At 59.4% G+C, this 15093-nt stretch carries 14 protein-coding genes and 1 riboswitch; of the genes, 7 read left to right on the forward strand and 7 right to left on the reverse strand.

Annotated features, from left to right (window positions below):
- Positions 1-244: 244 nt before the first annotated feature.
- Positions 245-796: a cytochrome b gene (locus M9827_RS13785; protein ID WP_250605834.1), complete on the forward strand. Its 552-nt coding sequence runs from the start codon at positions 245-247 to the stop codon at positions 794-796.
- 31 nt (positions 797-827) lie between these two features.
- Positions 828-1406: a YceI family protein gene (locus tag M9827_RS13790; RefSeq protein ID WP_038358767.1), complete on the forward strand. Its 579-nt coding sequence runs from the start codon at positions 828-830 to the stop codon at positions 1404-1406.
- Positions 1407-1641: 235 nt separating this feature from the next.
- Here M9827_RS13790 and rhlE2 read toward each other — a convergent pair whose 3' ends face one another.
- From rhlE2 to ahcY, 4 genes are all read right to left on the reverse strand, one after another.
- Entirely contained in the window at positions 1642-3510 is a 1869-nt protein-coding gene (gene rhlE2 / locus M9827_RS13795; RefSeq protein WP_250605835.1) for an RNA helicase RhlE2, read from the reverse strand.
- 222 nt (positions 3511-3732) lie between these two features.
- The gene (locus M9827_RS13800; protein ID WP_250605836.1) at positions 3733-4545 is read right to left on the reverse strand and encodes a substrate-binding periplasmic protein; all 813 of its coding nucleotides are present in this window, start codon (positions 4543-4545) and stop codon (positions 3733-3735) included.
- A gap of 192 nt (positions 4546-4737) precedes the next feature.
- Positions 4738-5583 (reverse strand): methylenetetrahydrofolate reductase [NAD(P)H], encoded by an 846-nt coding sequence (gene metF, locus M9827_RS13805; protein ID WP_250605837.1) that lies wholly within the window; start codon positions 5581-5583, stop codon positions 4738-4740.
- 173 nt (positions 5584-5756) lie between these two features.
- Positions 5757-7166 carry an adenosylhomocysteinase gene (ahcY, locus tag M9827_RS13810; RefSeq protein WP_250605838.1) on the reverse strand — a complete coding sequence of 470 codons (1410 nt, stop codon included), beginning with the start codon at positions 7164-7166 and terminating at the stop codon, positions 5757-5759.
- Between the two features lie 23 nt (positions 7167-7189).
- Positions 7190-7288: riboswitch (S-adenosyl-L-homocysteine riboswitch) on the reverse strand.
- Positions 7289-7486: 198 nt separating this feature from the next.
- Between ahcY and M9827_RS13815 the strand changes: the two genes are divergently transcribed.
- Both M9827_RS13815 and M9827_RS13820 read left to right on the forward strand, forming a co-directional pair.
- Positions 7487-7894, forward strand: a complete 408-nt coding sequence (locus M9827_RS13815; protein WP_123454248.1) for an acyl-CoA thioesterase — start codon at positions 7487-7489, stop codon at positions 7892-7894.
- 165 nt (positions 7895-8059) lie between these two features.
- Positions 8060-8947 (forward strand): formate/nitrite transporter family protein, encoded by an 888-nt coding sequence (locus M9827_RS13820; RefSeq protein ID WP_250605839.1) that lies wholly within the window; start codon positions 8060-8062, stop codon positions 8945-8947.
- Here M9827_RS13820 and M9827_RS13825 read toward each other — a convergent pair whose 3' ends face one another.
- Positions 8948-10213, reverse strand: a complete 1266-nt coding sequence (locus M9827_RS13825) for a cation:proton antiporter (protein ID WP_250605840.1) — start codon at positions 10211-10213, stop codon at positions 8948-8950.
- 289 nt (positions 10214-10502) lie between these two features.
- Positions 10503-11672, reverse strand: coding sequence for an MFS transporter (locus M9827_RS13830; RefSeq protein ID WP_250605841.1), 1170 nt, complete (start codon positions 11670-11672; stop codon positions 10503-10505).
- 226 nt (positions 11673-11898) lie between these two features.
- Here M9827_RS13830 and M9827_RS13835 point away from each other — a divergent pair, with 226 nt between their 5' ends.
- Positions 11899-12732 (forward strand): EamA family transporter, encoded by an 834-nt coding sequence (locus tag M9827_RS13835; RefSeq protein WP_250605842.1) that lies wholly within the window; start codon positions 11899-11901, stop codon positions 12730-12732.
- Positions 12733-12770: 38 nt separating this feature from the next.
- Positions 12771-13154: an MAPEG family protein gene (locus M9827_RS13840; RefSeq protein ID WP_250605843.1), complete on the forward strand. Its 384-nt coding sequence runs from the start codon at positions 12771-12773 to the stop codon at positions 13152-13154.
- 121 nt (positions 13155-13275) lie between these two features.
- On the opposite strand, the gene mltA is transcribed toward M9827_RS13840, so the two are convergent.
- Positions 13276-14454 (reverse strand): murein transglycosylase A, encoded by a 1179-nt coding sequence (mltA, locus tag M9827_RS13845; RefSeq protein WP_250605844.1) that lies wholly within the window; start codon positions 14452-14454, stop codon positions 13276-13278.
- Positions 14455-14582: 128 nt separating this feature from the next.
- On the opposite strand from mltA, the gene M9827_RS13850 reads away from it, so the two are divergent.
- The gene (locus M9827_RS13850; RefSeq protein ID WP_250605845.1) at positions 14583-15032 is read left to right on the forward strand and encodes a c-type cytochrome; all 450 of its coding nucleotides are present in this window, start codon (positions 14583-14585) and stop codon (positions 15030-15032) included.
- Positions 15033-15093 lie beyond the last annotated feature (61 nt).

A 15093-nucleotide genomic window follows, 5' to 3' on the forward strand; every position in this document is an offset into this window, starting at 1 on the left:
TGAACGCAGAATTTGTGAGCGCTACCGACCACTGTGGGGCTTGCCCGCGATGAGGCCTGTTCAAGCGGCACATCATCAGGACCTTCCACCTAACATCCAGCCAGACTTTTCCCTTTAATCTTTCCTTAACACGCCACTTCCAGACTCTTGATCGTATTTCTCGATATTTCAAAGCAAAATTTTCCGCTTTAATTCGATAGATAACTCGCTAGTCTTGGTTCGCAGTTCTCACAGGATTTGGGCAATGCAGCTACGTAACTCTTCTTCGCGCTTTGGTTGGGTCAGCATTTTCATGCACTGGGGCGTAGCGCTGGTGGTCTTCGGATTGTTCGCGCTGGGCCTGTGGATGGTCGGGCTGGATTACTACAGCACTTGGCGCAAAGACGCGCCGGACCTGCACAAGAGCATCGGTCTGGTGCTGCTGGGAGTGATGGTGTTGCGGGTGCTGTGGCGCTTTATCAGCCCACCGCCGCCGACGCTGCAAAGCTACAGCCGCATGACCCGCATCGGCGCCAAGTTCGGCCATGGGTTTTTGTATCTGGCGCTGTTCGCTGTGATGATTGCCGGTTACCTGATTTCCACCGCAGACGGTGTCGGGATCCCGGTGTTTGGCCTGTTTGAAGTTCCTGCACTGGTCTCCGGGCTACCGGATCAGGCAGATACCGCTGGGGTGATTCATCTCTGGCTGGCGTGGGCACTGGTAATTTTTTCCGGTCTCCATGCGTTGGCAGCATTGAAGCACCACTTTATCGATCGTGATGCGACCCTGACGCGAATGCTCGGTCGCAAAGCCTGAAATTCAACCTCGACTCAAAGGAAAAGAAAGCATGTTGAAAAAGACTCTGGCCGCTCTGGCAATCGGTTCTGCACTGCTCTCGGCTGGTCAGGCCATGGCTGCGGACTACAAAATCGACAAGGAAGGCCAGCACGCCTTCGTTGACTGGAAAATCAGCCACCTGGGTTACAGCTTCATTCACGGTACTTTCAAAGACTTCGACGGTACGTTCTCGTGGGATTCGGCCAAGCCTGAAGCCAGCAAGATCTCGGTTGATGTGAAAACCGCCAGCCTGTGGTCGAACCACGCTGAACGTGACAAGCACATCGCCAGCAAAGACTTCCTGGACGTTGGCAAGTTTGCTGATGCCAAGTTCGTCTCCACCGCCGTTAAATCGACCGGTGAAAAGACTGCTGATGTGACTGGCGACCTGACCCTGCACGGTGTGACCAAGCCTGTGACCTTCAAGGCTACGTTCAACGGCGAAGGCAAGGATCCATGGGGCGGCGAGCGCGCTGGCTTCAATGCCAAAACCACCCTCAACCTGAACGATTTCGGGATCAAGGGCCCAGGTCCTACCTCGCAAACCGCAGATCTGGACATCTCGCTGGAAGGCGTGAAAGTTAAATAACTTTCGCTCTGCCACATAAAAACGCCCCCGGTCGAAAGGCTGGGGGCGTTTTTTATTGCCCGTCACAACCCTGATCCCCTGTAGGAGCTGCCGAAGGCTGCGATCTTTTGATGTTGGCTTTTCTAAGATCAAAAGATCGCAGCCTTCGGCAGCTCCTACAGAAAGCGGGTTTGGGTCGTCCATAAAAAATGCCCCGGCTCTTGCGAAGCGGGGCATCTTGTAAGGCGGCGTTAACTCAGCGATTGCGGGTCAGCAGGGCTGGTTTCTCGCCTCGCGGGCGGCTTGGCAGTTGATCGAGCTGCTCAGGCGTCGGGAAGCGGTCGGCTTTCGATTCCTTGTGCATGATCTTCGGACCGTTGCTGCGCGGGTTCTGCACGGCTGGTTCGCTGCGTGGCTGATCGTCACGGGCCGGACGGCGGTTGCGCGACGAAGACTCGTCACGACGACCTTGGCCATCACGCGGTGCGCCATTGCGCGGGCCGCTGCGTTTGGCTGGCGGAGTGCCGGTGCTCGAGCCGTTGCTGTTGCGCGGGCCGTTCTGACGACCTTGCGACTGACCGCCGCGTGGTGCGCCGGAGCCTGCACCTTGCGCCGGTGCGCCTGGACGACGACCACGACCGCCGGCTGGAGCGGCTTTCGGCACGTAGTCAACGCGGTTGCCGAAGTTATCGATATCGTCGTCGAGGAACTCGTCCGGTGCGCGATCAGCCGCTGCACGTGGCGGTTGGCTCGGACGCTGTTCGCGGCTCGGCGTACCTTCGCGCGGCTTCTGCTGGCGGGCAGGGCGCTCGCCACGTTCACCGGCCGGTTTTTCCTTGCCCTTGTCTTTGCCTTTGTCTTTACGACCGCCGCCACCGCCGCCGCCATTCGGGCCGTCGCCGCGCGGGCCACGGGAGTTGCGCGGGTTGCGCATGTCCGGACGCTCACGCGCTTCCGGCTTTTCGGCTTCAATGGTGCTCGAATCGAAGCCCATCAGGTCGCCGTCGGCGATTTTCTGCTTGGTCATGCGTTCGATGCTTTTCAGCAGTTTTTCTTCGTCCGGCGCAACCAGCGAAATCGCCTCGCCCGAACGACCGGCACGGCCCGTACGGCCGATACGGTGCACGTAGTCTTCATCGACGTTCGGCAGTTCGAAGTTGACCACGTGTGGCAACTGATCGATGTCCAGACCGCGTGCGGCGATGTCGGTCGCGACCAGAATGCGCACTTCGCCGGCCTTGAAGTCGGCCAGCGCTTTGGTGCGCGCGTTCTGGCTCTTGTTACCGTGGATCGCCACAGCCGGCAGGCCATGCTTGTCCAGGTACTCGGCCAGACGGTTGGCGCCGTGCTTGGTGCGGGTGAAGACCAGTACCTGTTCCCACGCGCCGGCGGTGATCAGGTGCGCCAGCAGCGCACGCTTGTGGCTGGCCGGCAGACGGAACACGCGTTGTTCGATGCGCTCGACCGTGGTGTTCGGCGGCGTCACTTCGATGCGTTCCGGGTTGTGCAGCAGCTTGCCGGCAAGGTCGGTGATGTCCTTGGAGAACGTCGCCGAGAACAGCAGGTTCTGACGCTTGGACGGCAGACGCGCGAGGACTTTCTTCACGTCGTGCACGAAGCCCATGTCGAGCATGCGGTCGGCTTCGTCGAGGACGAGGATTTCAACGTGGGACAGATCAACACTGCCCTGGCCGCAGAGGTCGAGCAAACGACCCGGGCAGGCAACGAGCACGTCGACACCACGGGACATGGCCTGAACCTGTGGGTTCATGCCGACGCCGCCGAAGATGCAGGCGCTGACGAATTTCAGGTCACGGGCGTAGATCTTGAAGCTCTCGTGAACCTGGGCCGCGAGTTCGCGGGTCGGGGTCAGGACCAGTACGCGCGGTTGGCGCGGGCCATGACGCTGGGATTTGTCCGGGTGACCGTTGGGGAACAACCGCTCCAGGATCGGAAGGGCGAAACCGCCGGTTTTACCGGTACCTGTCTGTGCCGCAACCATCAGGTCGCGACCTTGCAACACGGCGGGAATGGCCCGCTGTTGCACCGGAGTAGGCTCGGTATAGCCCGCATCTTCGATGGCGCGGACTAAAGCCTCGGAGAGACCGAGGGAAGCAAAGGACATGAGTAATCCTGTTTTAGTTAGGGCTTGGCCCAATGGGAGTCTTGCCTGGCGCGAATGGCGTTTAAGAGGACGCAATCCCGTCCGGTCCTGCTGCGGTTCCGAAGGCACGTCTGGAGCGCTCGCGCGGGCTGCAAAGCTGCGCTGTAGCGGGGCGAGAGGCCTGTTACGGTTCCGGGCGTCCGGGCGTGAGCCTGGCGGGAACGCCGGAGTATAACAGAGCAATCACTGCGCGCTGCTTTCCTGCTGCTCAACGGTTTTGCCGCTGGCCGTGGCTGAATTCATTGATGGGCTGCTGGCGGGGGCGGCGCCGTAGCGTGCGCTCAGCTCGGCGTAAGCGGGTTCGCGCTTGAATCGCTTGAGCTCGGCACCGAAACGCTGCACCAGCAAATCCATGCCGGCATTGCGCCGAACCGCGAGAAACTGGCTCTGACGGCTAATAACCGTCGGGTTTTCGGTGATTTGATCGCGAATATTCAGCTCATCGAGCAAATGCTGACCGACGCGGCGATCGGTGATCAGCAAGTCGATGCGACCGCGCACCAGTTTGCCGAAGTTGGCTTCGTGGGTCGGGGCTGGTTCACGGGTAAACAGTGTTGATTCGCTGAAATCGGGGCTGTAGAGATAGCCCGGCGAGGTGCCAATGGTCAGGCCTTTGAGTTCTTCGAGTGTGCTGAACGGGTGCGGCCGGTCGTTGGCGTAGAACATCACGAACTCGACGTCCGACAGTGGTTCGCTCGGGTAAAGCAGGGTGGCGTCGCGTTCATCACTGTGAAAGATATCCAGTGCACCATCGGCCTGACCGGTCTCAAGCATCGACAGGCAGCGCTTCCACGGCAGGAACTGCCATTCGACTTCGATACCCAGACGTTTGAAGACAATGGCCGTGGTTTCGTAATCCAGTCCGAGGTTTTTACCGTTCTCTTCGTAGACGTAAGGCGCCCACGGCTCGGTGACAATACGCAACTTCTCGCCTCGAGCGGCGAAGCTCAGGCAAGCAAAAACCAGCACGGCGAATAACTGCGTGATCAAAGGCATGGCTTGAGATTACGACGAGAAACGCGAAAGAGCCAGAAAGTGCCTGCACAAGCTCTAATTCGGGGATTTAAAAGCAAAAGATCGCAGCCTTCGGCAGCTCCTACAGGTGTAATTAAATCCTATGTAGGAGCTGCCGAAGGCTGCGATCTTTTGATCTTGCTTGTTGCTTTCAGCTTGAAGCTTGCCGCTGCTTCAACGAGGCAACTTCAGGTTATTCCAGATCGCCAGGCTAGGTTCAGCCTGGTTCATGGAATAGAAATGCAGACCTGGTGCGCCGCCTTGCAGCAGGCGTTCGCACATCTCGCTGACAACCTGTTCACCAAAGCGCTGAATGCTCTGGGTGTCATCGCCGTAGGCTTCCAGCTGCTTGCGGATCCAGCGCGGGATTTCCGCACCACAGGCATCGGAGAAGCGCGCGAGTTTGCTGTAGTTGGTGATCGGCATGATCCCCGGCACGATCGGCAGATCGACACCCTGCGCCTGCAAACGCTCGACAAAATAGAAGTAGCTGTCGGCGTTGAAGAAGTACTGGGTGATGGCGCTGTCGGCGCCGGCGCGGGCCTTGCGGACGAAGTTGGCGAGATCGTCTTCGTAGTTGCGTGCTTGCGGATGCATCTCCGGGTACGCAGCGACTTCGATGTGGAAATGATCGCCGGTTTCTTCACGAATGAATTCCACCAGTTCATTGGCGTGACGCAGCTCACCGCTGGTCATGCCCATGCCGGACGGCAGGTCGCCACGCAGGGCAACGATGCGCTTGATGCCGGCCGCCTTGTACTCGTTCAGCAGGCCGCGCAGGTCGTCCTTGCTGTCGCCGACGCACGACAGATGCGGTGCGGCCGGTACTTTGACTTCGCTTTCCAGTTGCAGAACGGTGTTGAGGGTGCGATCACGGGTCGAACCACCAGCGCCATAGGTGCAGGAGAAGAAATCGGGATTGTACGTTGCCAACTGACGGGCAACGTTGAGCAGCTTTTCATGCCCAGCATCGGTCTTGGTCGGGAAGAACTCGAAGCTGTAGCGACGGTCTTGGGACATGGTCATACCCTTGGAAACACGTAAGCCGGACGCTGCACCCTGTAGCAGCTGCCGCAGGCTGCGATCTTTGCAGATCAAAAGATCGCAGCCTGCGGCAGCTCCTACACAGAGCGGTCAGCAGCGCCAGTCAGGCAACGCGGTGCGCCAGGCACACCGCGTCGACGCTCAGCCAATCAGTAGCGGTAAGCGTGCGGCTTGAACGGGCCTTCGACGGTGACGCCGATGTAGTCAGCCTGTTGCTTGGTCAGTTGGGTGACCACGCCGCCGAAGCCGCGAACCATTTCCAGGGCCACTTCTTCGTCGAGTTTCTTCGGCAGTACTTCAACGGTCAGGCGCTCGGCTTTCTGGGCTGGCGACAGGTCGGCGTACTTCTGGCCGAACAGGAAGATCTGTGCCAGAACCTGGTTGGCGAACGAACCGTCCATGATGCGGCTTGGGTGACCCGTGGCGTTGCCCAGGTTCACCAGACGGCCTTCGGCCAGCAGGATCAGGTAGTCGTCGTTCTGTGCGTCGAAAGCGCCCGGGCCGGTACGGTGGATCTTGTGTACCTGTGGCTTCACTTCTTCCCATGCCCAGTTCTTGCGCATGAAAGCGGTGTCGATTTCGTTGTCGAAGTGACCGATGTTGCAGACAACGGCGCGCTTCTTCAGGGCTTTGAGCATGTTCGCGTCGCAAACATTGACGTTACCGGTGGTGGTCACGATCAGGTCGATCTTGCCCAGCAGCGCTTTGTCGATGCTCGCTTCGGAACCGTCGTTGATACCATCGATGAACGGCGAAACCAGTTCGAAACCGTCCATGCACGCCTGCATGGCGCAGATCGGGTCAACTTCGGAGACTTTAACGATCATGCCTTCCTGACGCAGGGACTGAGCGGAGCCCTTGCCCACGTCACCGTAACCGATGACCAGCGCTTGCTTGCCGGACAGCAGGTGGTCGGTACCACGCTTGATCGCGTCGTTCAGGCTGTGACGGCAGCCGTACTTGTTGTCGTTCTTGGACTTGGTCACCGAGTCGTTGACGTTGATGGCCGGGATTTTCAGCTCGCCCTTGGCCAGCATGTCCAGCAGACGGTGTACGCCGGTGGTGGTTTCTTCGGTCACGCCGTGAACGCGGTCCAGAACGGCCGGGTATTTCTTGTGCAGCAGTTCGGTCAGGTCGCCGCCGTCGTCGAGGATCATGTTGGCGTCCCATGGCTGGCCATCCTTCAGGATGGTCTGCTCCAGGCACCACTCGTACTCTTCTTCAGTTTCGCCTTTCCAGGCGAAAACCGGGATGCCGGCAGCAGCGATAGCGGCAGCAGCCTGATCCTGAGTGGAGAAAATGTTGCAGGACGACCAACGTACTTCGGCACCCAGGGCAACCAGGGTTTCGATCAGCACGGCGGTCTGAATGGTCATGTGGATGCAGCCGAGGATCTTGGCGCCTTTCAACGGCTGTTCGCCGGAGTACTTGCGACGCAGACCCATCAGAGCCGGCATTTCCGATTCGGCGATGATGGTTTCGCGACGGCCCCAGGCAGCCAGGGACATGTCGGCAACTTTGTAATCGTTAAAATCTGCAGGCGTGATAACAGCGCTCATGAAGAGCCTCCATTCGTAATGTATGCGAATGGGCGCCGTTGTGCGTTTAGTGTCTGGCCTGAGCCAGTCAACGCCCCATCCGAGCCTGACAGGTTGAACCTGCTGCAGCGCCCCTCGGACAGGTGGCGGGAAAACGGTATCAATTGAAGATGACCGTTTTGAAACGGGTGCGATTATAGCCGTCTAGACTGATCTTCCAAAGGGTTTCTGTCGGCCAGATGAAGATCGTTAATGACGACCATAGTCGAAGCCGCATGGAGCCTGACCGCTCAGTCTGCCAAGATACCGTCCATCGTTCGGCAAGACACTCAGGAGTGAAGATGAATTTCCACACCCGCAAATGGGTAAAACCCGAAGACCTCAACCCCAACGGCACCCTGTTCGGTGGCAGCCTGCTGCGCTGGATCGACGAGGAAGCCGCGATTTACGCGATCGTCCAGTTGGGCAATCAGCGCGTGGTGACCAAGTACATTTCCGAAATCAACTTCGTCAGTGCCTCGCGCCAGGGCGACATCATCGAACTGGGCATCACCGCCACCGAATTCGGCCGCACCTCGATCACCCTGACTTGCGAAGTGCGCAACAAGATCACCCGCAAGAGCATTCTCACCGTCGAGAAAATGGTGTTCGTCAATTTGGGTGAAGACGGCCTGCCGGCACCGCACGGACGGACCGAGATCAAGTACGTCAAAGACCAGTTTCAGGACAACGCGGCGATCGCTGATTGAGATCGGCGGCGCTAACTTCGCAAGCATAACGCTGACCCTGTAGGAGCAGCCTTCGGCAGCTCCTACATTTTCCGCGTACGCCCAAAGATTTGCTCGGCGCCTACAGAACGTATTTCATGGTGCGAATGTCGTAGGTAAACGACACCCCCCACCGGTTCCCACGCCATGACCACTCCCACCGACGGCAAGACCCCTGACCTCTCGGCTGATGAGCAACACGAAGTCGAGAAAAACCAGCCGCCCCGCGCGGCCGTTCTGCATGAAATCATCCGTACCCAAGGCGATCAGGAACTGGAGCGCAGCATCGCCGCGCTGTGGTGGTCGGCACTTGCCGCCGGCCTGACCATGGGCCTGTCACTGATGGGTATGGGGCTGCTCACTTCGCGGTTGCCCGACGGCGACGAATTCAAGGTGATCGCCAGTTTCGGTTACTGCGCAGGTTTTCTCGCAGTGATCCTCGCCCGCCAGCAACTGTTCACCGAAAACACCCTGACCGCCGTACTGCCGGTCATGACCAAGCCGACCTTGAAAAACTTCGGCCGGCTGATCCGGCTCTGGGGTGTGGTGCTGTTCGGTAACCTGTGCGGCACGATTCTGGTGGCGTACGTGATGCTTGAACTGCCGATCTTCGACACCAAGACTGACCATGCCTTCCTCGAAATCGGCCGCAAGGTCATGGAAAACCATGCCAGTCAGATGTTCGCCAAAGGCATCGTTTCCGGCTGGATGATTGCCACCATGGTCTGGATGATCCCGTCCATGGAGAGCGCGAAGATGTGGATCATCATCCTCATCACTTATCTGATGACGCTCGGCGACTTTACCCACATCGTGGTGGGGTCGGCGGAGGTGTCGTATCTGGTGTTTGCCGGCGAGCTGCCGTGGAGTGACTTCTGGATGGTCTTCGCAGGTCCCACGCTGGCGGGGAATATCATTGGCGGCAGCTTTATCTTTGCGCTGATCAGCCATGCGCAGATCCGCAGCGAAAGCGGTGCGCCGAAGGAGCCTGCGGATCAGGCCGAGAAACCTGACCCGCAGAAGATCAAAAAATGATCAGTGGTGAGCGGCTTCGTTGATGGTTGCGGGCTCATTGCGAGTCGCGAACTTGACCAGTTTGCCGATGCTCAGTCCCTGCAACAGGATCGACGACAGCACCACAATGTAAGTGATGCTCAGCAGCAGATCACGCTCCTGGCCCAACGGCAGGGCCAGCGCGAGTGCTACTGAGACACCGCCGCGCAAACCGCCCCAGGTCAGAATCCGGATGGTGCCGGCCGGCACCGTCCGCCAACGTCGCAGCAGGACAATGGCCGGCGCCACGGTAAGCAGGCGCGAGAGCAGAATCGCCACTGCCAGCAAACCTGCCGCAGCCATGTGCAGCCAGTTGAAGGGCAGCAGCAACAGCTCCATGCCGATCAGCGCGAACAGCAGCGCGTTAAGCATGTCATCGAGCAATTCCCAGAAGCCGTCGAGATAGCGGCGGGTCATGTCATTCATCGCCAGATTACGCCCGACGTTGCCGATGATCAGACCGGCGACCACCATCGCGATCGGCGCGGAAACATGAATCTCGGTGGCCATGGCCGAGCCACCGATGACCAGCGCCAGGGTCAGCATCACGGTGATCTGGTGCTGCTCGACGCTCTTGATCATCCGATAGACCAGATAACCGATCAGCCCGCCAAACAGCACACCGCCAATCGCTTCGTGAACGAACAGCATTGCGGTAGCGCTGACGGTCGGGGTTTCGCCGAGTTGGGCGATGCCCAGCAATACGGTGAACACCACTACGGCCGTACCGTCGTTGAACAGCGATTCGCCGACGATGGTGGTTTTCAGCGGCTTCGAAGCATTGGCCGTACGCAACACACCGAGCACGGCGATCGGGTCGGTCGGCGAAATCAGCGCGCCGAACAGCAGGCAGTAAAGGAAGCTCACGTGCCAGCCGAACAGGGCAAAAATGTAATAGGCGAGGCTGCCGATCACCGTGGTGGCAATCAACACACCGAAGGTCGCCAGCAGGCCGATGGGCCAGCGATAGCTGCGCAGGTCATTCAGGTTGACGTGCAGGGCGCCGGCGAACAGCAGGAATGAGAGCATCCAGTTCATCAGCAGATCGCCGAAGTCGATCTGGCCGATCAGTTGCTGTACGCGTTCTTCGAGCCCGGGGTAGCCGAGCACGCTCAGACCTTGCAGAATCAGCGAGAACAGCAGAGCGGTAACCATCACGCCGATGGTCGGTGGCAGGCCGATGAAGCGGAAGTTGACGAAAGTCAGGAGGGTGGTGAGGCAGATGAAAGCGGCGACAAGTTCAAGCATCCGGGGTCCTTTGGATGAGGGTGGAAAGATAGCGCACCGAATCGTTGGTGCAGGGGTTGGATGGGTTGAGTCAGGATCGGGACACAGTTGATGGTGTGATGAGATCAAGAGCCCCCTCACCCCAGCCCTCTCCCTTAGGGAGAGGGGGAAAGGGAGCAGATCTTCAAGTCTTTCAGGGCCTGAGTTCGGCTCGAAATTTCAGGTCGATGTAACTCGAACACTCAACACGGTCAGTCCCCTCTCCCACTGGGAGAGGGCTAGGGTGAGGGCTCTTGCAGGCTAAACCCGATTAGCCGGACACATTGACCGCAGCAGCACCGCGACGTTGCAGATAGATGAAAAACAGCGCCGTCAGCACCGTCAATACACCGACCAGCGCACCGGTCCACGGCAAGTCCGCCAGATCCGCGCCACTGGCCACCACCAGCCCACCGATCCACGCACCCGCCGCGTTACCGAGGTTGAAAGCACTCTGGTTCAACGTCGAGCCAAGGTTCGGCGCTTCATGCGCCTGATCGATGATCAGCAGTTGCAGGATCGGGCACAGCGCAAAAGCAAAAATCCCCCACAGCACCAGCGTGATCGCCGCCGGTACCACCGAGCGGCTGGTCTGACTGAACGCCGCCAGAATCACCACCACCGCCAGAGCCACGCCGACCAACGAAGGCAGCAAGCGGCTATCGGCCAGGCGCCCGCCGAGCATGCTGCCACCGGTCAGGCCGACGCCGAACAACAGCAACATCACCGTCACGCCGTGCGGGCTGACGCCGGTGATGTCCTGCAGAATCGGCGCAATGTAGGTGAACACACTGAACAGGCTGGTCGACGCCAGCACACTCATGCCCAGTGCCAGCAACACGTTGACCTTGCCCAACACTTTGAACTCGCTGGCGAGGTTGGCCTTGTCCATCGGGATGTGTTTTGGCAGCCACAGCCACTGCGCCAAGGCGGCAATCACACCAATCACCGAGACCGCCCAGAACGTCGAGCGCCAACCGGCGTACTGCCCGAGCGCCGTGCCCAGCGGCACGCCGAGAACGTTGGCCAGGGTCAGGCCAGTGAACATCATCGCAATCGCCTGCGCGCGCTTGTTCGGCGCAACCAGCCCGGCGGCAACCACCGAGCCAATGCCGAAGAACGCGCCGTGGCACAGCGCCGTGACCACACGAGCGGCCATCAGCGTCGCGTAGTTTGGCGCCAGTGCACAAAGTACGTTGCCGAGGATGAACATCAGCGTCATGCCCAGCAGCGTCGCTTTACGCGGCATGTTCGCGGTGCCGATCGCCAGGATCGGCGCACCGAACACCACGCCCAGGGCGTAACCGGTGATCAGCAGGCCCGCGTGGGGAATGCTCACAGAAAGATCGCGGGCGACATCGGGCAGCAGGCCCATGATGACGAATTCGGTGGTGCCGATGCCGAATGCGGCAACAGCAAGTGCAAGCAAGGCGAGTGGCATGCGCAAGGTCTCTGTCGGTAGTCTTGACGCTTTGATCAGGCATACGCAGGCCGACGACCGATCTCGATGGAGGGCGGTGCAGGCGGGAATTATTGGTTTTTTTCTGTGCGCAACTGAGTGCGGCGTGGTCGCTTGCAGTATAAACAGCTGCTGACACATCGCGAATCAATAATCTGACTATTCGGTTTTTCGGGTTTTCGCGGATTACAACAATAAGGAGTGGAACGTGCTGGCGACAGCTCTGGTGTTGGTGGCGGCGCTGTTGCATGCGGCGTGGAATACCCTGATCAAGTTCAGTGCCGAGCGGCTGCTGGTCGTTGCGTGCATGGATACGGTGGCGCTGTTGTTTGTCGCCATCGCATTGCCGTTTGTGAATTGGCCGCCGATGGAAATCTGGCCATGGATTCTCGCCTCGGCAGCGTTCGAACTGCTTTATCGCTATCTGCTGATTCAGGCTTACCGCGTCGGCGATCTCGGCTTGGTCTATCCACTGATGCGCGGACTGTCGCCATTGGTGGTGCTGGCGCTGACGTTGATCTTCGCCGGAGAAGTGCTCACCTCGCAGCAGATTTTCGGGATCATGCTGATTCCGTTCGGCATGGCTTGCCTGCTTTGGCAGGGTGGCGGTGGCAAGCACTTGCCGTGGTCGATGCTGCCGGTGGTGGCGCTGATTGGCTTGTGCATCGGCTGCTACACCTACATCGATGGCCAGGCGTTGCGACGCTGGTCGCACCCGCTCGATTATCTGGTCTGGGTCACGCTGCTCAGCGCCTGGCCGTTTCCGTTGCTGGCGTGGGTCGCCAAGCGTCCGGCGTTCATGCAGTTCTGGCGCGAGCAATGGAAGCTGGGGCTGGCCGTGGGGTTCTGCGTGTTGTTCAGCTACGCTCTGGTGCTGTGGGCGATGCAGTTGGGCTCGATTGCAGAAGCGGCGGCGTTGCGTGAAATCAGCGTGATTCTGGTGGTGCTGTTTGGCATGCGCTACTTGAAAGAACCTTTCGGCCGCCCGCGGCTCTTAGCCTGTGGGCTGGTGCTGATCGGCATGCTGGTGATGAAGTTCTGACCGCTCGCGAATTCTATGACTCGAAAAAGGACGGCGTTATGACGGTGGCTCTGTGGTGTGTGTTGATCGCGATTTTTCTGCCGTATGTGTGCACGATTGTGGCCAAGGCCTCGGGCGGTTTCAGGCTGCAGGATAATCATGATCCGCGGGATTTTCTCGACAGTGTGGGTGGTGTGGCCCGGCGGGCGCACGCGGCGCAACTGAACAGCTTTGAAGTGATGCCGACGTTTGCCGCGGCGGTGATCGTCGCGCATCTGGTCGGGACGGCGCAGTTGGTGACGGTCAATGTGCTGGCGGTGCTGTTTATCACCAGTCGCCTGCTGTACATCATTTGCTACCTGGCGGATTGGGCGATCCTGCGGTCGCTGGTGTGGTTTGTGGGGATGGGGTTGATTGCTTCGTTCTTCTTTGTATCGGTCTGATTATTGGGTGTTGCCGATGGCCTATTCGCGAGCAGGCTCGCTCTCACATGGATATGCATTCCAACTGTGGGAGCGAGCCTGCTCGCGAAAGCCATCGTTCAGACGACAAAGATCCTAAGGGTTACTTCTTCTCTGTATCAGCCACCTGCGGCACTTGTGGCAATGCCGCGCCTTTGGGCCAGAGCATCCAGATCTGTCCCTGCTGTTTCATGTCCCCGGCCAGTTGCCCGGCCGCATCACCGGTGCCCCAGAACAGATCCGCCCGCACTTCGCCGGCAATCGCGCCGCCGGTATCTTGCGCCGCCACCGGGCGCACCAGTGCCGTGCCATCCGGTTTTGTCGTCGACAGCCACAACAGGCTGCCCAACGGAATCACCTTGCGATCCACCGCCGCGCTATAACCGGCAGTCAACGGCACGTTCAGCGAACCACGGGGGCCTTCATTGCTGTCGGGGTTGCGGGTGAAGAACACATAGCTCGGGTTGCTGCCCAGCAGCTCCGGGATGCGTGATGGATTGGCCTTGGCCCAGTTGCTGATCGCGCTCATGGTCACGTCTTCTTTCTTCAGCTCGCCTTGCTCGACCAGCCAGCGGCCGATAGGTCGATACGGATGGCCGTTCTGGTCGGCGTAGGCGATGCGCAGCTGTTTGCCGTCCTCGGTCTGAATTCGCCCGGAACCCTGGATCTGCAGAAACTGCAGGTTCATCGGGTCGGTCAGGTAGGCCACCACAGGGGCTTTCACGCCTTTGGCTTCAATGGTGGCAGCATCGTCGTAAGGTTTGAGTACGCGACCTTCAAGGCGACCGCGCAGGCGTTTGCCTTTCAGCTCCGGGTAAATGCTGTCCAGCGAAACGATGATCATGTCTTCCGGCACGCCATACACCGGCACGTTCGCCACTTCGGTAGGCGTCAGGCTGCCAGGGTAGACCGGTTCGTAGTAGCCGGTGATCAAGCCGTTGGGGTTGTCGTTTTCAGCGCGCAGGCCAAACACGTCGAGGTTCTGCTTGAGGAAGGCGCGAATCTCGCTGGCACTCTGCGGCACATTGGCCGCTGCTGCGCAGGTCGTGCCCCAGACCGGATCAGCCTTTAGCCGTGTGCAGGCGCTGCGCCACGAGCCGAAGCCGGCGACCAGATCGCTGTCGGACACAGCCGGCAATGCTTCCCAGGTGGCGCTGGAATAAGTGGCCAGTGCATGGGTTTTCGGTTTGGCGCTGTCACCACCCGTGCACCCAGCGAGAATCGCCACTAGAGGCAGGGTTGCAATCAACGGGTGACGCCAGGCCTTGAAAGGGCTGTTCATGGAGTAATTCCTGTGCCGGTTGCCTGAGTGCTCCATGCGCTCGAACAACCCGTATTTTTAATAGGGCTATTGGTGTTTGCCGGTGACGCGAGGATACTGGCCGCCGAATTCCGTGACCTGAAGCCACCATGACTCTTAAACGCATTGCTGTTGTATTGCTGGCCTGTCTGACCTTGTCCGCCTGTGGCGGTGTCGACCCGAATTCTCCGTTGGGCCAGCGCAAGGCCATCTTCAAGCAAATGCTCAAGACCGGCGAAGACCTGGGTGGCATGTTGCGTGGGCGTATTCCGTTCGACGGGCCGAAGTTCGCCGACGGCGCGATCAAACTTGATGCCTTGTCCCATGAACCGTGGAAACATTTTCCGCAGGTTCGCGAAGAGGATCACACCAGCGCCAAAGACGATGTCTGGAAACAGCAGGCGCGTTTTCAGGAAATGGCCCGCAACCTTGAAGCCGCCACCGGTGAATTGGTAGTCGCCAGTCAGGTTCAGCCTTACAAGGCCAGCAATCTCGGGCCTGCGGTGCAGAAAGTTGAAGATGCCTGCAGCGCTTGCCATAAACAGTTTCGCGATCATTGATATTTAAAAGATCGCAGCCTGCGGCAGCTCCTACCCTGATCAATGTAGGAGCTGCCGCAGG

It is taken from the genome of Pseudomonas sp. AKS31, assembly GCF_023634765.1.
Taxonomy (GTDB): Bacteria; Pseudomonadota; Gammaproteobacteria; order Pseudomonadales; family Pseudomonadaceae; genus Aquipseudomonas.